Genomic DNA, 19680 nt, shown 5'->3' on the forward strand with positions numbered 1-19680 from the left:
TTTTTAATACCCAATTTCAACCCTCCCAAAAATAGTAACATCCTCAAGTAACACATTTTTTTATAAATCCTCTATTACCTTGCCCCACACGATTCACAAAGCTGGTTACCTCAAAATGATTGCGCTGTCAATTTTTACGAAACGCAATCACCAATCAATTAAGGAATGTATGCCTTTAATAGCCATGGCAATCGCCAAGGCTGTGAGTGATAAACATTCCTTTGATTCATCGTGTACTTGCTATTAAGCAATACATTCATCACCCCCTTTTTAATACGCTGAATATATAAATTATTTTTTCGCCATATATTTTCGAATATCAAAAGCTACGGCTGCAACTATAATGAGTCCTTTAATAATTAACTGATAATAGGGACTAACACCGATATACGTTAATCCGTAGTTGATTACACCAAAGATTAATACTCCTGCCGCTACGCCTTGGATTTTGCCCACCCCGCCGGCAGTTGACACCCCGCCAACTACGCATGCCGCAATGGCATCTAATTCATACATGTTTCCGTAGTTATTCGTAGCTCCGCCTGTTCGAGCTGCTTCAAGTACACCAGCAAGACCATACAACGCTCCCGAAATAGCATAAATATAAATGAGATTTCGAGCGACATTAATGCCGGAAACATGTGCCGCATGGACGTTTCCTCCAATTGCATACATGTTTTTGCCGAGTCGAGTCTTATTAAATACAACCCAACAGATAAGTGCTACAGCGAGGGCAATAAGCACAATATACGGGATCGTATAGCCGCCTCCAAGATCGATATATCCCGAACCCCACGCTTTAAAATCATCTCTAAGACCGCCAATCGGCTGCGATTGATTCGGCTTCATATCAAAGTAAAGGCTATTGATACCGTAGATTCCTACCATTGTTCCTAGCGTTGCAATAAAGGGTGGAACATGAAGTTTTGCTACGATAAAACCGTTTATTAATCCAACAAGCAAACCAACTGCAATGCCTATTAAAATCGGAGCTACCACCCAAAGCTGCGGCAAGTCCGGGTAAAATCGGTTGGCGTACGTATCAATCTGCAGCATCGATGCCGAAATAACTGCCGTCAGTCCAACAACTCGACCAGATGACAAATCTGTGCCGCCAGTTATTAGAATAAATGCCGCGCCAATTGCAATAATTAGCTTAGTCGAAGACTGCTGCAATATATCTCTAAGCGTAGAAAAGGCTAAAAAGTTAGGATCTGCCACTGCGATGCCAATAACAATCATAATCAACACCACAAAAATCGCTCGTTGCATTAAATAGTCTTTCACTTTAAACAGTAATTGCGTGTTCATTACGTTTACCCCCTGATACGACCGAACGTTGCTGCGCAGCTAGGCGCATAATTTCTTGCTCTGTTACTGACTTACCCTCTACAATGCCTGTCAATTTGCCTTCGCTCATGACCATAATTCTGTCAGACATCCCAAGCAGCTCGGGCATTTCCGAGGAGATCATAATAATGCTTTTCCCTTGCTTTGCAAGCTCGGTAATAATCGTATAAATTTCAAATTTAGCGCCAACATCAATACCACGAGTAGGCTCATCCAGCAGCAATATATCTGGTTCTGTAAGCAGCCATCTTGCCAAGAGTACTTTTTGCTGATTTCCTCCTGATAAATAACGAATTTGTTGATGAACAGACGGTGTTTTTGTTCCAAACTTTTCAACATTATACGCTGCATCAACTCGTCCTTTTCTTTCATTCAACAGCCCAAACCTATTTTGGTAACGAGATAAATTCGCGATAATCGTGTTCTCATAAACCGATAACACAGGAAAAATCCCCGTTACTCGCCTTTCTTCGGTCAGAAGGGCAATTTTATTCTTTTTCGCTTCAGATGGTGTTTTTAAATTCACTGGCTTCCCGTTTATGGAGATTTTGCCGGAGACAACGCTCCGAAGTCCAAACAAGGCTTCAATCAGCTCTGTTCGTTGAGCGCCAACCAAGCCACCTAAGCCGAGAATTTCCCCTTTCCTAAGCTCAAAGCTAATATTCTGAAACGACTTGGAATTAGAGGACGATAGACCTTCTACCTTCATCATTGTGCCGCCAGGCACATTCGTTCGTTCAGGAAAGCGTTCTTTCAAATCACGACCGACCATTCTCGTAATAATGAGGTCTGTCGTTAGCTCACTTGAAGGCCATGTACCAATATAATGACCATCACGCATGATCGTCACTTCATCAGAGATGCGCAAGATTTCTTCCATTTTGTGAGAAATATAAATAATAGATACACCGCGTTTCCGCAAACTATTGATAATGTTGAATAGCTGTTCAACCTCATTGCCAGTCAAAGAGGAAGTCGGCTCATCCATTACAATAAGCTTCGAATGAAAAGAAACCGCTTTCGCAATTTCCAGCGTTTGAATTTTTGAAACAGACAGCGTCCCCGTGCGCACTCGAGGATCTATATCGACCTCAAGATCTTTGAATAAATGCAATGTGTCTTCGTACATTTTCTTTTCATGAATAAACTTAATTGGACCAAAACCTATTTCCGGAAACCGGCCAAGCCAAATATTTTCCATTACATTACGATGCGGTACAGGATGAAGCTCCTGATGAATCATGGAAATACCGCTTTTTAGAGCCTCATTCGAGTTATGAATCGTTGTTTTACGACCGTTTATAAAAATCTCACCTTCATCCGGCCTATAAATGCCGAATAAGCACTTCATTAGCGTTGATTTACCTGCCCCGTTTTCACCCATAAGGGCATGTACAGTTCCAGGCTTCACTTTTAGCGTAACATTGCTGAGCGCTTGTACCCCTGGAAAGCCTTTTGAAATTCCTCGCATATCCAGAACATATTGCTGCTCCATTTCATATCCTCCTGTCAAGAACCAACGAATAAGTTAAGAGGAAACAGCGGGATACCGCTGTCCCTCATCTTTATTTCATTATTCCGCGTCTGCTATGTTCGCATTTGTAATTTTCTTATAAGCAATCCATACATATTTATTATCTGTAATTTCAAAACCAATATTTTCTTTTGTTGGCGTCTCGCCTTTGGAAAGCGCTGTAGCAATCGCAACAGATGCTGCTCCTTGGTTTTTCGCGTCATTCAGTACCGTACCCAGCATCGTTCCGTCCTTCAAGGCTTGAATAGCCGGAGCTGTTGCATCTACACCAACAACCGGAATGTACTTATCACCTTTGAAGTAACCCGATGCTTTCAACGCTTCAATCGCGCCAAGCGCCATATCATCATTATTAGAAAGAACTGCTTCGATTTTATCTCCATTTGATGCTAGAAATGCTTGCATTTTTTCTTGTCCTTTGACTCGGTCCCACATCGCTGTATCTTTAGCAAGCTCTTCAACCTCTACGCCTGCGTCCACAATAGCCTCAACAGAATACTTTGTACGAAGCTCCGCGTCTTGATGCCCAGGCTCACCAGTTAACATCACGTATTGCAGCTTGCCGTCACCGTTCTTATCCGCGCTTGGGTTTGCTTTCCAATAATCGCTAATTAATTGCCCCGAAATCGTTCCTGAATCCTCTGCTTTAGCACCGACGTAGTACACCTTATCCCATTTTTCCATGTCTTCTGCAATCGGCTCGCGATTCAAGAATACGACTGGCATATTGGCGTCTTTCGCTTTATCGATTATGACGCCCGCAGCTGTACGATCAACTGGATTAATAATAAGCGCATCGTACTTTTTCGAAATAAATAAATCCACCTTCTCATTTTGCGTCGGTTGCGAGTTTTGGCTGTCCACAACATCTAATTTCGCTTCATTCTTCGCTGACTCCAGCATTGCATTGCGCACACCCGTCATAAAGGTATCATCAAATTTGTAAATAGCTGCTCCGATCTGTATGCTTTCCTTTTTTTCTCCATCAGTATTTCCTCCATCGTTGCTGCATGCTGCAGCCGTCAACATCATACCTGTCAGTAACGCAAGAACCCATTTCTTTTTCATCCAAAATTCCCCCAAATTCATTTTTTAACTTCTCGACCTATTATGTAGAAGAATGATTGTTATTCGAACCCACAATTCTCACGTCTTGTCTGGAAATTCTAATCTATTGTTATAAAACGGATATGGTGTGCAACGATGAATCACTCATGTTTCACTAGGGATTTCCGTAATTCTACTTCGATACTCCGTTAGCGAAATTCCGACATGCTTCTTGAAGCAAAAACCTAAATATTTGGGATCGGTTATCCCGACGCGATCTGCAATCTCAGAAGCTTTAAGCTCTGTTAAACGAAGCATTTGCTTAACAGCCTCTATCCGGATGTGCATGACATATTGTCCATAGGTTAGTTTTACTTCTTTTTTAAATACACGACTGAAATAGCCTGTACTAATGTGCAGGAATGAGCAAACCTCTTGAATGGATAAAGCTGGATTCATAAAATGATCTTTCGTGTACTGAATGGCTTCTTCGACAATATCTTTATATACATGCTTCCGCTGGCTGGAAATCTTCATCTTCATTTCAATGCATATATCATAAATCCACCGTTTTGCCTCTCTTAAACCCGGCAATCTATACATTTCCGCATGCAGTTGAATACTTGTACCTAACAGACCGTCAAGATCAATATCAGCCTCTTTCGCTGTACGCAATATTACCGTCAATACCTCAAATAAATAGATTTGAACATCCTGCAAAGCAAATTTACTTTCAAACAGTTCATCGAATATCGTATCAACTGCTTCAGATAGCTCTTCGGCCGTCCCCACTTTCAAACTGTTCCTTAAAGCTTGCCCCTTCAGATCGTCGAATCGAAGTTGTTCGCTGTCATAATCTTCAATATTGTGAATATAGATAACCTTCCTGGACCCCATAACAAGACGATAGTCTAGTGCAATAAGCGTCTCCCGGTAAGAATGATGTACATCGGCAATATCTGTAACACGCGAGCCAACGCCAATCGTGATATTCAGCTTCAACTCTTGCACAATCCGCTCAAGAATTTCCGCAAGCGCTGCTTGCATAATCGAAAACCAATGCTCCTTGTGCTGCCCATTATCGATGGCCAGCAAAGCAATGCTTTCTTGATAAATGAACACTTTCCCAAGCGAATTCATTTCCCATACTTCTCGCGTTCTATTCAAAACAGCTTGAATCAAATAATCCACACCACGTGAGTGTCTTAACAAGGAAGAGGAGTATCCTTTTGCTTCTTCTGTAGGATAAAGAGCGATGATAGCTACAACATACTGAGAGCCGCGCAGCTGAATATCATAATTCATTGATTTTTCTTCAATTTGCTGGCTTGTCAGTTTTCGGGTAAGCAGCGATGCTAGAAATGATTCCTGAAGCACAGGCATACTTGTTCGATAATGCTCTAGCAAAATTCGAACGTATTCATAATGCTCTACATTCATCTTCATTTCTTTTGCTATGTCTGACTCTTCATCCACAAGAAGCATATTATTCAAACGAATCCCCTCCAATTTAAACAAGATGCGCCATGAATTTTTTACAATTTCATCATATCACCCTATAAAATCAGGCCTTATGACAAACTTTATACATTTTTGTCCTTTTCATTGCCTATCCGAAAATGCTTACATTTTGTGTTGGTATTATTTTTAGATTTTGTTTTTTCATTGGTTATCAGCTATGTTCAGCTATCCAATGAGCAGTGTTTTGCTCGGATGGCTTTATTGAAAAATAAATAATAAATATGGTTTTAAACCTAAAGCTCATAAAAAAGCAGCCCCGTCTATAACATGGAATACCATGCTCTAAACGGGGCTGCTTTTACTGAGCTAATGTGATTTTACTTATTTACTCATTTGCTAATGCTTGAATCAATAGAAGTTCATAACTGGCAGCAACGCCTCCCTGTATGCTGAACTTCTCCTCGTATTCCTTATACATGTTGGCAAACAACCGCCTCGAACTGAGACCTCGCATCGTATTAGCCTCTGAAGTGCTAGCTCCCATCGCTTTTACCGAATGAAGAAAATCCCTTGCTGAAGCATACTTTTCCGTCTGGATGGAGGTTTCGGATTGGATACTAGAAAAACCTAATTGCTTGAGCAAGCTGCTCCATTCATTTGTCGATAGAAACCAAAGTCCGTGCCGCTGCGGCTCGACTGCACTCGCCCGATAAGCTTCGTTAAAAGCATGATGCATCTCGCAAAATGTAGCAGGCCCGAATGTCGTGAATATGAGCAAACCTCCAGGCCGAAGCATACGCCGAAGGTGAGTAAGTGTTTGCCTTGGTTTGCTCAGCCACTGAAAACAGGCGTTGGAGACGATGAGATCATAAGAGGATGCCTGAGCGTCAGCTGCCCATAATTCAACATCCGCCTGTATAAAGCTTATACGATCTGAAGTATTTTTTAGGATGCCATCACGGTTCGCTTCATTTGATAAGACACGTTGTTCAGCCAGCTTGATCATGGCGGGAGCTATATCAAGTGCTTTAATACTTGCACTAGGCCATTCATTAACTAGAATCTTAGTCAATGTCCCCGTACCGCAGCCGATTTCAAGAATGTTGGGCGCGGCTATGCTGCGCTTGTTCTTCCACCCTATGAATGCTTTCGCAAGCTGATCTGACATCATGCGCTGAACATGAGCATGAGCGTCATACGAATTTGCACTACGGTTAAATTGACGCTGGATATCATTTATCCTGCTGCTCATGCCACCATCTCCTCAGTTCATTAGCTATTAGGTCTTCCCTTCCCAAGAAAGAGGCATGCCCGCAGGCTGACATTGTGAATAACTTTGCTTTCGGCAACTGTGTCATAAGCTCCACTGCAGCGCCGTAAGGACAAATACGATCATCCGTTCCGTGCACAATAAATACCGGGCAAGTGATGCTCTTCAGTTGAGACAAACAATCCTCGCTTCGTAAAATTTGAAGTCCTGCGATTAACGCTGGGGTTGTCCAGCTGCCAATCGGGGGGAGGCTTTCGTCTAGCTTGTCTTCCCTTTCTGCATCCGAAAACATGAGCTCTCGGAATCTTGATTCAATCCCTTGCCGGTCCTGTTTGAGCCCAGTAATCATCTTCCTAACATATATATCTGCAAAGCCGAGCTCAGACTCACCTTTTGTTCGAGTAAATCGAGCAGTTGCTCCAAATAACACAAGACCATCAGCGAATCCTTTGGCCGCGAGTCTCAGTGCGAGTAAACCGCCAAGAGACCAACCTCCGATTAATAACGGGCTATGGGAAGCCATCGCGTTGTCTACTGCCATTTCAGTCAGGAGCAGCATTTTATCTGAAGAACCGGCATCACTGTAATCAACAGAAACATGATGAAAATCCGGAAGAAACTCACGAATCCGGTCGAAAACCGCATCTGGCATACTCCATCCGCATAACCATAAAATAGTGCCGCTTGTCTGTCGCTTAAGTTTCACTGGATCGTTACTTATCATAGACTCAACACCCCTAGTCGAAGCCCGATCGAGTGAATGCGTGCGGCTGCTTTTAACAACTCCTTATCTGAATGAACAGCTGACAAGGAAAAGCGAATACGTGCTGTTCCATCAGGTACAGTAGGTGGACGGATGGCAACTGCTGTGATTCCCTCTTCTTCAAGAGCTCCGCTGAAGCGTAAAGCCATATCGTTAGAGCCTACGATTAAGGGTACAATTTGGGAATTTCCGGAACCGATGTTAAACCCCGCATCACTAAGCGAGGAACGAAATAATCTGCTTGCTGCATAAAGCCTTTCTCGACGCCAGTGTTCCTCTTTTACCAAAACTAACGTCTTTGAAATACCAGCAACGATAGAAGGAGGCAGCGCAGTGGAATATAGGAGCTGTCTAGCCTTGTTCACCAGCCATCGTATTAGCAAACGGCTGCCACAAATATAAGCGCCATAAATACCGAACGATTTACTGAATGTTCCCATATGAACATCAATGTCATGCTGCAATCCAAGTTCATGGCACAATCCTTCGCCTTTCCCCCCGTAAATCCCCCCACTATGTGCCTCATCCACCATAAGCATTGCTCCGTACTCCTGTTTGAGCGCAACAAGTTCACGCAATGGGGCCTTGTCGCCATCCATAGAGAAAATAGCGTCTGTAACGATCAGCTTACGCCGTTTATCACGATACTTATTTAATAGCGTTCGTAAATGTTCCATGTCGTTATGGCGATACCGGGCGTGCTCCGCACGGCTGAGTACAATGCCGTCCACAATACTCGCGTGGTTCAACCGATCGCTAAAAACAACATCTCCTCGCCCTACAAGTGCGCTAATCACACCAGAATTAGCCATATAACCATTTGCAAAAACTAAAGCTGCTTCACAGTTTTGCCAATCTGCTAGTTCTTCTTCTAGACAACCATAAGGTAATCGGTTGCCTGTCACATGGCGTGAAGCACCTGAACCAGCTCCTTCAGTAAGCAGGGTCTCACGCATCACTTCAAGTATGGCAGGATGCTGGGCGAGTCCGAGGTAGTCATTAGAGGACAAATTGAGCAGCGTTTGTTCTCCGCGCATCGTATAACCAGGTGATCCGAGGACGGAGCCGCTTGCACGCAAAGATCGCTCCAACGAAGCATTAGCCAATAATTCTAGTTCATTTTCCATCCAATTCATTGTCGGCACCGCCTTATAGGGCATTTAATTCAATCTCAAAGCCCAAATCCTCAATAATTTGATGATCAGCCGATATGTCTTGGCCTGCTGTCGTTAAATAATCCCCTACAAAAAGTGAATTCGCGGCGTACAGAGATAAAGGCTGCAGCGTACGAAGGTTGACCTCTCGGCCGCCTGCCACACGGATTTCTTTAGAAGGACATATAAAACGAAACAGCGCTAGTACCTTCAACGCTTTCATCGATGTCGTGCGGCCTGCGTGTTCTAGTGGTGTTCCCGGTATAGCATTCAGAAAATTGATCGGAATTGAATCCGCATCTAGTTCGCGCAGAGCATATGCCATTTCGACAATTTCCTGATTTGTCTCACCCATGCCGATAATGACGCCAGAGCAGGGGGACATTCCGTATGTCTTTACCTTCTCCACCGTTTCAACGCGTTGATCGTAAGTATGGGTCGTCGTAATGGAGGGGTAGTTGGCTTTACTGGTGTTCAAGTTGTGGTTGTATCGATGTACGCCAGCTTCTGCAAGTCGCCTAGCTTGATCATCCCCAAGAATACCCAAACATGCGCAAATTTTTAGAGGCATCGTTTGACGAATTTCTTTTACTGCAGCCACCACTTGGTCTAACTCCCTGTTTGTTGGGCCTTTCCCGGACGCAACAATACAATAGGTTCCAGCTTTACGTGCCATCGCTTCACGTGCACCTGAAAGCAATGTGTCTTTATCAAGCAGGGAGTATTTTTTAACTGGGGCCGTCGAAACAATCGATTGCGAGCAATAGCCGCAATCCTCGGGGCAAAGGCCGCTTTTGGCGTTAATGATCATATTCAGCTTCACTTTTTTGCCGTAAAAATGTTTTCTCACCGTAAACGCTGCTTGCATGAGCAGTAGCAGCTCATCATCAGCAGCTTCAAGCACAGCGAGCCCCTCATCTATTGTTAAACATTCTCCATGCAATGCTTTTTGGGCAAGCGATTGCCAATCCATCTCTACTTTAATTGTTTTCATCTCTATCATCCTCCCATAGGTTTAACTGCAAGTGCCTCTCTAATAGGCGCGAATTGTATCGATTTTTGTAAGGTATGTATCAGCATCTGTGTAGTCTCTTCGGTATGCAAACGAGGAAACCGACCGAGAACCTTAAGGCCGCTGTATTGTTCAATTAGTTGTGCATTCGTAGCAACACTCGGATCGTCATCTGTTTCCACTAATTCACCATCGTTCAGTATGACGCCAACAATAGGCACTCCCCGATGTTGAAGGAATGAAGCGGTCAGAAGGGTATGGTTAATTGTCCCGAGGCTGGAACGGGCTACTATTAGAGCAGGAATTCGGAGTTCCGCAATGAGATCCACCATGAGGTTGCCATCGGTCAGTGGCACGGCAACGCCGCCAGCACCTTCAATGAGCAGTGCTTCGTATTGTTTTGTGAGCGGTAAACCAGCGGCAATTAGCTCCTTCATCGTAAGTATCTTACCTGCCTGCTTAGCTGCGAGCATTGGCGTAAGTGGAGCTTCAAATGTAAATGGCGCAACTGCTTCAGGTCGTTCATTGATTCCCGTGCTTCTAATCAGCCGCTCAGCATCGGTAAGTCCGCTGCCAAGACGCGCACCGGTTTGAATCGGCTTCCAGACCCCAACATTCATTCCTTCAGCACGAAGCATAGCGGTAATGGCTGCCGTTATTACCGTCTTCCCGACGGCTGTATCTGTACCTGTCACAAATAATCCGCGTATCGTATCCTCGTTAAACATGTTCAAAGTACTCACACCCCTTCCGTGATGTGAAGTATCGATTCCATCAAAATATTTGTCATGGCATCCAGTTCAGCAACATTACTCGAGAGGGGAGGAATAAAGACGATCACATTGCCAAGCGGCCTTGTTAGCATTCCGAGCTCTCTTGCCCGCAAGGTTGTGCGAACTCCAATTCGATCTGCCCAGTCATACGGCTCTCGTGAAACCTTGTCGCGAACGAGCTCTATTCCAATCATTAGACCCTTTTGCCGGATTTCACCGACATGCTGGCAATCCTTTAGCGCTGCAAGCTTTTGCTGGACAAATGACGCCTTTGCTCTAACTCCTTCGATCATATTACGCTCTTCAAACAGCTTTAAGCTTGCTAAAGCAACGGCACAGCCAAGCGGGTTGCCAGTATAGGAATGACCGTGGAAAAATGTTTTCTGCTCTTCGTAATCAGCATAAAACGCTTCATACACCTCGTCAGTTGCAAGTGTCGCTGCTACAGGCAAATACCCACCGGTCAGCCCTTTGCCAATCACCATCAAATCAGGCGAAACATCTTCAAGATCACAAGCGAACATCGCGCCTGTCCGACCGAAACCAGTCGCCACCTCGTCAGCGATGAGCAGTACGCCATACTCACGGCACAGCGCAGCCATCTGGCGTAAACAGCCTGTAGGCATAACGATGATCCCCCCAGCCCCTTGCACAATCGGCTCCACAATAAGTGCCGCAATCTCATCCGACTTGGTCTCAAGCAAATGACGCAATGCCGCTAACGTATCTTCCAGTGCCTGCATCTCACCGCCTGCATGACGATAAGTATAGGGATATGGGATAGTGTAAGAAGAAAACAACATGGGGCGAAAAGTATCATGATACAGAGGAATGGCACCGACGCTCACCGCGCCAATTGTATCGCCGTGGTACGCTTGGTTCATCGTTACAAACTTCGTTTTACCTCGTATCCCCTTGTTATGCCAGTATTGAAACGCCATTTTGATCGCGATCTCGACACCGGTTGCTCCTGAATCGGAGTAAAACACTTTGTTTAGTCCTTCCGGAGTAATTTCCACCAATTTTTCTGCAAGCTCAATTGCCGGAACATTAGCCATACCGAGAAGGGTGGAATGGGCCACTTGCCCTAACTGTTCTGTAATCGCCTGATTTAGCTCCGGCACATTGTGTCCATGTACATTGAGCCAAACGGATGAGAAACCATCATAATAAGCGCGTCCTTGGACGTCATATAGCATGATGCCTTCTCCGCGTTCAATGATGAGTGGATCAGCGTTATTGTAATCTTTCATTTGAGTAAAAGGATGCCATAGGTGGTTCTTATTCATGGCAGCAAGCCGTTCGAAATCTGTTATCACAAATGATCACCATCCATTATTTTTAATTGTTAACCTTAAATTTATAAATTAGGTTAACAATCGGATTTTGCTATTCTAGCAGACCTGCACTCCCCTGTAAAGAGAATACAAAATGAAAGATTGAAGATTAACACCGCGAGGAAGCAACCGAAAGCCTCATGAATAATAACAAAATATAGAATTTTACTATTGTTCAGATACCAGTAAGAAACGAAAAAAAAACGCGGAATCGACGCGAAAAAATACTAAAATAAAACACAACAAAAACCCTTCTGCTTGGATCACAAAAGGGTCAATCTTTTAATTTATGACACTTTCCCTCGATCATATGCAAGGATGATCATCGTCGCACCTAAGCCAGAACAAATCATATACATCATAGAATATGAGGTGAAATCAGCTATTGGCCCCATAATAACGCCGCCCAGCGAAATTCCTAAATCAGCCATAGCAATAAAAATTCCGATTAACACATTGCGGCTCTTCTGCGGCAAAACAAATGTTAAATAGGTTGTTAATGTAGGATAGATGAGCGCCTGAGCCGTTCCCATTAAAATCGAACCCAAATAGAAAAAAATTGCTCCTCCCGTTATAGAAAAGCTCACGCAATGCGCCGCCAATGTCAAAAGGAGCATATTCCCCATCATAAACGATGAATGCCATTTACCGCCTGACGGAATCTTTTTTCTTAAAGCAAAACGAGCCAAAACAACGGTACCTGCTTGAAGCATTAGATAGATTCCAGCATTGCCGTTTTTTAATTCCGAAGCGTATAAAGGAATAAAGGTGGTAACTGCTCCAAATACCATTGAAGCTACTAACATCAACATGCTGCACTTAAACAAGATTGGGTTAGTTACTAACTGACCGAAGGATTTAAACATACTTTCTGACTGCTCGGTCTGATTTGCAGCAGTCTGGTCGCTTCCTTGATCCATTTTGGTACCATAGCCGAACACCCCGGTAAAGATCGCAATCGCAATCATGACCATCGTAAAATAATTCATATCCCCTGTTTGCCAAATGCCCAAAGCCAGAACAGGACCAAGGATACCCGGCATATACGTAAATAAAGAATAAAGTGAAATGCCTTGGGAGCGATCCTTCTCTGGCAGTGAATCAATGATGCCAATCTGCAATGCCATTGAGAAAAAAGCGGTTGAAACACCTTGTAAAATACGGGCAATTAAATAACCCTCTAAACCCGTAATCGTATAGAGGATTAAAGCAAAACCATTGACGATAAGAATAATGCGCAGCACTTTTATCGGACCGTGCATTTGAATAATTCGGCCTGCCCACGGTCGAAAGAACATGGTTGTGAACAAATACGCACCCATAATTAAACCGATTGTTGTGTTGCTGGCTCCGAGCGACTCTCCGCGCAAAGGTATCATGACATTTAATATGGAATTTCCGCTGAAATAAAGAAGAGCCAACATATACAATCGTATAAATGGCCAAGATAATGCTCCACTCACAACTTCCCTTCCTCCTAACTTCTGTATGCAAATATCCTATTCTCCAAAACTCATTCAGCTAAAAAGTGATATGCATCTGTAACAATTTTTTCGCATAATCCGACTTGGCGTCTTTTAATTGTTCGATTCTCACTATTTCTTCAACTTGACCATTTCTAAAAATAAGGACTCTATCGCAAATATAGGCCGCAGCCTGTATATCATGTGTGATAAATACATAACTCATGTTGTACATTTTTTTTAAATCTTTTAATAAATCAAGCACTTGGGTTTGAACTGATACGTCCAATGAGCTGATTGCTTCATCTAACACAATGCATTTTGGTTCTGTGGAGATGGCTCTTGCAATACATACCCTCTGTACCTCTCCACCTGATAGTTCATGTGGATACTTTTTTTTATAGGATGGATGTAATCCAACTTGATTTAACAGCGCATCAACCATACTATGTTTTTTTTTATAACTTTTTATTGGCTCCATAATGGCTTCTTCAACCGTAAAAAAAGGGTTAATGGACGACTTATAATCTTGAAATACCGCGCTAATGTTGCCAAAGCGCACTTTTCTATCTGCTACACTCTTGCCATCAAATAAAACGCTGCCTCGATCAGGCTTTTCAATGCCTAATAACAAACGCCCTAATGTTGATTTTCCGCTGCCGCTTTCTCCAATAATACCGAGACATTCACCCGCTCCACATTCAAAACTAATATCATTCAACACTTTTTGTTTCTTTTTCGAAAAAAAACCGCCTTTTACATATGATTTATCCACATGATCAATTTTTAGCATGGTTCAACCCTCCCCCATAATCAGCTTAAAATGTTTACTCAGCGCCAATCTAGTAGACAACAAATGTCTAGTATATTCATGCGCTGGTTCTGAAAAAACAGCTCGGATGCTCCCTTGTTCGACGATCTCTCCATCCTTCATGACCAAAACGTCATCAGCCATTTTTTTTACAACAGCGAGGTCATGAGAAATAAAGATCATCGAGCAGCCCATTCGCTCACGCAATTGCATAAATTGTTCAATCACTTCAAATTGTGAAATGGTATCCAGACCCGTTGTTGGCTCATCTGCAATAATAATGTCGGGCTCCAGTACTAATGCGAGCGCAATCATAACTCGCTGCAGCATGCCCCCCGATAGCTGATGTGGATACTTATTCATCATTTCAATCGGATTGTTTAACATCACACTTGCCATAGCTTTTTTCATTTGTTCAACGATTTCGTTCGTACTCCATCCAAAATGTTCATAGAGGGTTTCCTTCAAATGAACGCCAATTACACACGATGGATCGAATGCGCTCATCCCATTTTGCATAATCATACCTAGTTGCTTTCCCCTTTTTTTTCTCATTTCATGTTCAGAAAGATGATTTAGATGTTCACCTTTAAATACGATATCTCCAGATTGGCGCAGCCAGGCTTTATTCAACCCCATAATCGACCTGCAGGTGACAGACTTTCCGCTCCCGCTTTCCCCTACAATAGCGAGGCAGCTGCCTTGCTTTAACTGGAATGAGCTGTTATGAATGATGACTTTATCCGTTTTCATATCCCATACTTTTAAGTTTTTCACCTCTAATACAATCATGGCGTTAATCTGTCACCTCTTTTTCGCGAAATCTGTTTTTAGTCACGATTCGTTTCTCTTGAAGCTTAGCATTAGAGGTCATTAACTGAGGATTGAGTGCAACCTGAAGGGCATCCGACAAGAAATTAAATGCCGAAACGATAATAATAATAGCTATGCCTGGGGCTAACATGAGCTCAGGTCTTGTAAACATAACTTCCCTTGCTTCATTCAGCATCATTCCCCATTCCGCGTTGGGCGCTTGAATGCCTAATCCTAGAAACGAAAACCCTGATATTTGCAAAATCATCGAACCAATCGCGCTGCTCGAAATGACTGTTATGTCCGCAAATGTAACCGGAATCATGTGCTTATAAATAATTTTCGCATTGCTGATGCCAGATGCTTTGGAAAATTTGACATAATTAAGTTCGGAATACTGCATCACAGACGTTCTGATTACCCGAGCAAACCATGCCCATTTCATGACTACAAACGCTATCAAAATGTTTTCAAGACCTACGCCTAGAATGCCGACTATCGCCAATGTCATAACGTATAGCGGGAAAGAAAGCATGATATCACAAATTCGCATAATAAAGGCATCTACTTTTCCTCTAAAGTAGCCCGCGATAAAACCTAATAAAGCGCCTATCCCTATCGATATCGCTAATGCAGCCAATACCCACAAGACACTGGGACGAATCCCATAAATTAATCGGGATAGAATACATCTCCCCAAGTGATCGTTCCCGAGCAGGTATTCCCAGGACGAGGTCGCATATCTTACGCTCATCTTGACTTCGTTAGGATCGTGCGGGGCAAAAAAAGAAGGAAATAATCCGACAATAAGCGTTGCTGCAATAACGATTAAGGATAAGCTGCCTATTTTATCTTTGCTTATGTTTTTTAATCGTTTCATCTAGATCTCCTTCCTCATTTTAGGATTCAAAGCGGCATTTACGATGTCTGAAACGGTATTAAACAATACAAATGCGACTGCCAATATGAGAACATAGGCTTGAATCACAGGGAAATCTCTGCTTAGAATCGATCGTATACTTAAACTTCCTAATCCTGGCCATGCAAAAACATTTTCAATAACGACGGTGCCTCCTAATATAATCGGGATAGCCATACCGAATATCGAAATGGCAACCTGCAAGGAATTTCTTAATATATGCATCGTAATTTTTTTCTCCGACAAGCCGGATGCCCTGCCATATAGAACATAGTCTTCATTTAGATTGCTTATCATCGAGCTTCTGACGTTTCGAAAATAAATCCCCGCATAACTTATCGCAATCACAGTGACCGGCAAAATATAGCTTTTATACGAATCCATTCCGCTCGTAGGCAGCAAATCCAATTTAACGGATATATACCAAATTAAAATAGCTGCAAGCCAGTATGACGGCATGGATGTTAATAAAAATGAGATGCCCCTTACTGATTTATCTATCATTTTCCCTTCATTTATTGCACTAACCACCCCCAATAGGATCGACAAAACAATAACAACAATAGATGAAACTAGCGTTAGCTTTAACGTATTCAGTAAAGCTGGACCTACCAATGACCAAATCGGTTTTCCTGTGACATACGAATCTCCAAAGTCTAGTTGCATGCAGGCAACGACCCAATGCATATAGCGAATGATAAATGGCTGGTTCAAGCCAAGTTCTTCTTTCGTTTGAGCAATTAAATCATCTGTTATATTAGGTATGCCTTGCGCTTGCAATACCAATTCTGCCGGGTCTTGTGGGGATAGATTAATTAATACAAACGTTATAAACGAAATAATTAAAAGAAGAGGGATTGTTAATAATAGCCTTCTAATGATGTATCTTGCCATATAAAAATCTCCTTTCCATAGAAAATATCAAGTTAATTTCCTTCTTTACTCAAAATAAAAAAGGGAGAAATCCCCCCTTTTCATTTTTGAGTTCTACTCAAAGCTCATTCGCTCGAATGGCAGTTCAAATTGTGTTTGTTTAAACGAGATATCTTTTAGCTCTTTTGGCGCCACGATAGTAACACTGCCATTCGAGATTGGAATAAAGACAGCTTCGTCATGAACGACTTTCATAATATCAGCATATAACGATTGCCGTGCAGCCTCATCCGTGGATACCAAGACCTCATCAATTTTCTTGTAAAGCTCACTTGCTTTCGCAATTCCGCTTGTTGTATGCAAATAAGCATTTTCAGAAGTAAAAGCAGAGATAGTGCTTTGCGGATCATATGCTAGTCCCCATGTTTGATTGAATAATAAATCATAATCACCGGTTGATCTTCTCTTGGCGATTGAGGTTGATTCCTCACCGATAATCTCCAATTGAACACCTATCTCCTTCAAAGAGCTTTGAATAAATTCAGCCTGCGTTTTTTGGGAAGAAGAATTGCTGTCATAATATAATTGGATTGCTAATGTTTTGTTTTCCTTCACTCTAGCAGCAGCGCCTTTCTCCAGTTTCCATCCTGCACCTTCCAATAGCTGCTTCGCTGCTTCCAAATCATAGTCTCGTTTCTTCAAATCGACATTCGCATAATTGACGTTAGCTGAAAATAGGGAATGGGCTGCTGATTCAGTCCCGTTAAAAATATCCTTACTAATCGTATCTCTATCAATAGAGTGCCAGATGGCTTCACGAACAGCTTTTTCACTTACGGGATGATCGGATTTGCTGCTATTGGCCACGATCATTTTTGTGTTCATCGCTTCACTTCTAATAAGCTGATAGTTGCCTGTTTCGATTAGTTGTTCCATCGCTTCAACATCGATACTGTCTGCACCACGATCGTCAGTGAATACAAAATTCACTTCACCCTTTTGCAAAGCTAGGAATGTCGTCTCTCCAGCTGGGAGAACTTTAGAAGTAATTTTTTTAATTTCAGGTACGCCGTCCCAGTATGCGTCATTTGCTTCAAACGAAGCATACTCATCGGTTTTATGGTCCGTAAGCTTATATGGTCCTGTACCGTTGTAGCCGTTAACGCCATTTTTCGTTTCTCCATCAATAAAGTTTTTAGGGGAGATGAATACGTACGGCCTAGTCATGGATAATTCAACTAAGGTTGGATAATAGGAGTCAGAAAGTGTGAGTTCAACTGTATATTCATCTAGCGCTTTAACGCTTACTATTTTTGTCGACAGCTTGATCCAAGTATGCTTTTCTTTATTATGTTGTACCGCTTCAATATTTTGCTTTACAGCCTCTGCGTTAAAAGGTTCACCATCATGAAACTTCACATCTTTCCTCAAATGAAAGGTATATATTTTGCCATCTTTAGAAATTTCCCATGATTCAGCCAGTAAAGGCATGATTCCCTCCTTTGTGTTTTCGACTAAAGATTCGTACACCAATCCTTGTGCTGGCATTGAACCTGCATACAGATGCGGATTCATATCATTAATGTCTTTGGCAGATGCATACACGAGTTCTGTTTTCTTTTCTTTATTCGTTGAATCCGATTTCGCATCTTTGGCGCCGCTGCAGCCTGCCACCACAATTAAAAGCATCAGCATGGCTAAAACTACAACAAGAAAATATCCTTTTTTCACAATATTGCCTCCTAAAATATATAAGTTCATTATGCTATCAACATTTACGCTTTTAAATATTTCCCAATTTCATTGCAAATTCTGTTCAAGTCCTCTTCAAAGCTTTGAACAGCAAATGCAGCAGATAACCTAATTTCCTTATGGGACTCGGCAACTTCTTCCAATTTATTCTCATAGGTATGTATGAATTTATCGATGGTAGGGCAGCTCGAATCTATAAATTTTGCAATTCCCTGAATGATTTTCAGACGATAATAATCCTCATTCGGCATTCTTGGAATATCCAAATCACCTTCCCTATTGATGAACATCTTTCTGATAGGGACTGCAGAAAAGTCGAAATATTTCCCATCCTTATCTGGTTCAGAAAAAGGATCAATCAATAGCGAGGTATAACGGATATACAACAAATACTCTTGATGAATCGTTTCGAACGTGGGGAAATTATCTATATCGTGACGTGATAAACTTTCGAGTCTTACCGGATAATTGTCATCCGTCATAAATTTAAGTAAATTAATACCTTTTAGATGTAACTTATTAATAATATTCATAATTTCTTTCCAATGGGCCAACATCTCACGAATGAGTAATGGTGTAATTGGCCCTTCAGGATAAATTTTATAAACATACTTTACGGTTTCTTGATCCCCGAATATAGTGCTTAAAGAAACGTCATTCATAAAGAGCGGCGGATGAACGTATAACGAAATATTTCTTGTTTCTGCTTCAATCGGCGATTCCATGATGTCTATCGCAATACCTAATTGTTTGTATGCTTTACAAAGTTCTTCAACATTAGTAGATGGGTACTTTGTAGAGCCTATAAAAACTTTTTTCTTGACCGCTGTCGTTAGAACATGATTTGTGGGTCTACCGTCCATCCATCTTGTGTCACCAAAGTAGGTGGAAAAACTAATAACTTCCGTACTCGGATTATAATCATTCATATAATGACGAATTAAACTATTCGAGCCTAACGTCGGTGAAATTAATAGCATACACTTTACTTTCCTTAGAAGCTTAGGATCAATTTGTTTCAACACTTCGATATAGGCATCCGTTGTGACAGCAAATATAAGGGTATCCCATTCACCTGTAATCGTTTCGTATCCTTTAAATACGTGATCAACAAAACATTCACCCTCCATAGCACGATGCTTCTCATTCTGAATGCTTACACGTATAAGTTGCTTGCTCTGTTTAAGCGAATCAAAAAATGACTCAGAACGTACGGATTCTCTCCCTACAATCGCTATACGGCAATCCCAACATTTTTTTAGATTCACAGCGAGTTGAATCGTAGCTGGTCCCGTGCCTAACAGCAAAACATGTTTGAAATCACTCATAAAGGTCATCCTTCCCGTCA

The 19680-nt window shown here is 42.2% G+C and carries 17 protein-coding genes; all 17 read right to left on the reverse strand.

The window, feature by feature from the left end:
- Positions 1-291 precede the first annotated feature (291 nt).
- The 17 genes from mglC to AC0VYE_RS20025 all read right to left on the reverse strand — a co-directional run bounded on the left by mglC (position 292) and on the right by AC0VYE_RS20025 (position 19660).
- Positions 292-1311: a galactose/methyl galactoside ABC transporter permease MglC gene (mglC, locus tag AC0VYE_RS19945; protein ID WP_076265525.1), complete on the reverse strand. Its 1020-nt coding sequence runs from the start codon at positions 1309-1311 to the stop codon at positions 292-294.
- Positions 1289-2845, reverse strand: a complete 1557-nt coding sequence (locus AC0VYE_RS19950) for a sugar ABC transporter ATP-binding protein (protein ID WP_475442687.1) — start codon at positions 2843-2845, stop codon at positions 1289-1291. The genes mglC and AC0VYE_RS19950 overlap by 23 nt, the downstream gene beginning before the upstream one ends.
- 78 nt (positions 2846-2923) lie before the next feature.
- Positions 2924-3952, reverse strand: a complete 1029-nt coding sequence (locus AC0VYE_RS19955) for a galactose ABC transporter substrate-binding protein (RefSeq protein ID WP_475442688.1) — start codon at positions 3950-3952, stop codon at positions 2924-2926.
- A 144-nt stretch (positions 3953-4096) separates the two neighbouring features.
- Positions 4097-5416 (reverse strand): helix-turn-helix domain-containing protein, encoded by a 1320-nt coding sequence (locus AC0VYE_RS19960; protein WP_475449659.1) that lies wholly within the window; start codon positions 5414-5416, stop codon positions 4097-4099.
- A 361-nt stretch (positions 5417-5777) separates the two neighbouring features.
- Positions 5778-6644, reverse strand: a complete 867-nt coding sequence (gene bioC, locus AC0VYE_RS19965; RefSeq protein ID WP_475442689.1) for a malonyl-ACP O-methyltransferase BioC — start codon at positions 6642-6644, stop codon at positions 5778-5780.
- On the reverse strand, positions 6625-7386 hold the full coding sequence (locus AC0VYE_RS19970) for an alpha/beta fold hydrolase (RefSeq protein ID WP_475442690.1): 762 nt from the start codon (positions 7384-7386) through the stop codon (positions 6625-6627). The genes bioC and AC0VYE_RS19970 overlap by 20 nt, the downstream gene beginning before the upstream one ends.
- Positions 7383-8561, reverse strand: a complete 1179-nt coding sequence (bioF, locus tag AC0VYE_RS19975; RefSeq protein ID WP_475442691.1) for an 8-amino-7-oxononanoate synthase — start codon at positions 8559-8561, stop codon at positions 7383-7385. The genes AC0VYE_RS19970 and bioF overlap by 4 nt, the downstream gene beginning before the upstream one ends.
- 13 nt (positions 8562-8574) lie before the next feature.
- On the reverse strand, positions 8575-9573 hold the full coding sequence (bioB, locus tag AC0VYE_RS19980) for a biotin synthase BioB (RefSeq protein WP_475442692.1): 999 nt from the start codon (positions 9571-9573) through the stop codon (positions 8575-8577).
- Between the two features lie 5 nt (positions 9574-9578).
- Positions 9579-10319: a dethiobiotin synthase gene (gene bioD, locus AC0VYE_RS19985; protein ID WP_076266076.1), complete on the reverse strand. Its 741-nt coding sequence runs from the start codon at positions 10317-10319 to the stop codon at positions 9579-9581.
- Positions 10320-10330: 11 nt separating this feature from the next.
- The gene (gene bioA, locus AC0VYE_RS19990) at positions 10331-11653 is read right to left on the reverse strand and encodes an adenosylmethionine--8-amino-7-oxononanoate transaminase (protein WP_475449661.1); all 1323 of its coding nucleotides are present in this window, start codon (positions 11651-11653) and stop codon (positions 10331-10333) included.
- A gap of 335 nt (positions 11654-11988) precedes the next feature.
- The gene (cntE, locus tag AC0VYE_RS19995; RefSeq protein ID WP_475442693.1) at positions 11989-13164 is read right to left on the reverse strand and encodes a staphylopine family metallophore export MFS transporter CntE; all 1176 of its coding nucleotides are present in this window, start codon (positions 13162-13164) and stop codon (positions 11989-11991) included.
- A 58-nt stretch (positions 13165-13222) separates the two neighbouring features.
- Positions 13223-13957, reverse strand: coding sequence for an ABC transporter ATP-binding protein (locus AC0VYE_RS20000; RefSeq protein WP_475442694.1), 735 nt, complete (start codon positions 13955-13957; stop codon positions 13223-13225).
- A gap of 3 nt (positions 13958-13960) precedes the next feature.
- Positions 13961-14767 (reverse strand): staphylopine uptake ABC transporter ATP-binding protein CntD, encoded by an 807-nt coding sequence (cntD, locus tag AC0VYE_RS20005; RefSeq protein WP_475442695.1) that lies wholly within the window; start codon positions 14765-14767, stop codon positions 13961-13963.
- 4 nt (positions 14768-14771) lie between these two features.
- Positions 14772-15668 (reverse strand): staphylopine uptake ABC transporter permease subunit CntC, encoded by an 897-nt coding sequence (cntC, locus tag AC0VYE_RS20010; RefSeq protein WP_475442696.1) that lies wholly within the window; start codon positions 15666-15668, stop codon positions 14772-14774.
- Positions 15669-16601, reverse strand: coding sequence for a nickel/cobalt ABC transporter permease (gene opp1B / locus AC0VYE_RS20015; protein ID WP_475442697.1), 933 nt, complete (start codon positions 16599-16601; stop codon positions 15669-15671).
- A gap of 93 nt (positions 16602-16694) precedes the next feature.
- On the reverse strand, positions 16695-18311 hold the full coding sequence (gene cntA, locus AC0VYE_RS20020) for a staphylopine-dependent metal ABC transporter substrate-binding lipoprotein (protein WP_475442698.1): 1617 nt from the start codon (positions 18309-18311) through the stop codon (positions 16695-16697).
- Between the two features lie 44 nt (positions 18312-18355).
- Positions 18356-19660: an opine metallophore biosynthesis dehydrogenase gene (locus AC0VYE_RS20025; RefSeq protein ID WP_475442699.1), complete on the reverse strand. Its 1305-nt coding sequence runs from the start codon at positions 19658-19660 to the stop codon at positions 18356-18358.
- Positions 19661-19680 lie beyond the last annotated feature (20 nt).

Source organism: Pristimantibacillus sp. Z349TD_6, from assembly GCF_056173205.1.

What these genes read in the sequence shown, in the direction of transcription:
- mglC (WP_076265525.1), bottom strand. Translation starts at nt 1,311, where the DNA reads ATGAACACGCAATTACTGTTTAAAGTGAAAGACTATTTAATGCAACGA.
- AC0VYE_RS19950 (WP_475442687.1), bottom strand. Translation starts at nt 2,845, where the DNA reads ATGGAGCAGCAATATGTTCTGGATATGCGAGGAATTTCAAAAGGCTTT.
- AC0VYE_RS19955 (WP_475442688.1), bottom strand. Translation starts at nt 3,952, where the DNA reads ATGAAAAAGAAATGGGTTCTTGCGTTACTGACAGGTATGATGTTGACG.
- AC0VYE_RS19960 (WP_475449659.1), bottom strand. Translation starts at nt 5,416, where the DNA reads ATGCTTCTTGTGGATGAAGAGTCAGACATAGCAAAAGAAATGAAGATG.
- bioC (WP_475442689.1), bottom strand. Translation starts at nt 6,644, where the DNA reads ATGAGCAGCAGGATAAATGATATCCAGCGTCAATTTAACCGTAGTGCA.
- AC0VYE_RS19970 (WP_475442690.1), bottom strand. Translation starts at nt 7,386, where the DNA reads ATGATAAGTAACGATCCAGTGAAACTTAAGCGACAGACAAGCGGCACT.
- bioF (WP_475442691.1), bottom strand. Translation starts at nt 8,561, where the DNA reads ATGAATTGGATGGAAAATGAACTAGAATTATTGGCTAATGCTTCGTTG.
- bioB (WP_475442692.1), bottom strand. Translation starts at nt 9,573, where the DNA reads ATGAAAACAATTAAAGTAGAGATGGATTGGCAATCGCTTGCCCAAAAA.
- bioD (WP_076266076.1), bottom strand. Translation starts at nt 10,319, where the DNA reads ATGTTTAACGAGGATACGATACGCGGATTATTTGTGACAGGTACAGAT.
- bioA (WP_475449661.1), bottom strand. Translation starts at nt 11,653, where the DNA reads ATGAATAAGAACCACCTATGGCATCCTTTTACTCAAATGAAAGATTAC.
- AC0VYE_RS20000 (WP_475442694.1), bottom strand. Translation starts at nt 13,957, where the DNA reads ATGCTAAAAATTGATCATGTGGATAAATCATATGTAAAAGGCGGTTTT.
- cntD (WP_475442695.1), bottom strand. Translation starts at nt 14,767, where the DNA reads ATGATTGTATTAGAGGTGAAAAACTTAAAAGTATGGGATATGAAAACG.
- cntC (WP_475442696.1), bottom strand. Translation starts at nt 15,668, where the DNA reads ATGAAACGATTAAAAAACATAAGCAAAGATAAAATAGGCAGCTTATCC.
- opp1B (WP_475442697.1), bottom strand. Translation starts at nt 16,601, where the DNA reads ATGGCAAGATACATCATTAGAAGGCTATTATTAACAATCCCTCTTCTT.
- AC0VYE_RS20025 (WP_475442699.1), bottom strand. Translation starts at nt 19,660, where the DNA reads ATGAGTGATTTCAAACATGTTTTGCTGTTAGGCACGGGACCAGCTACG.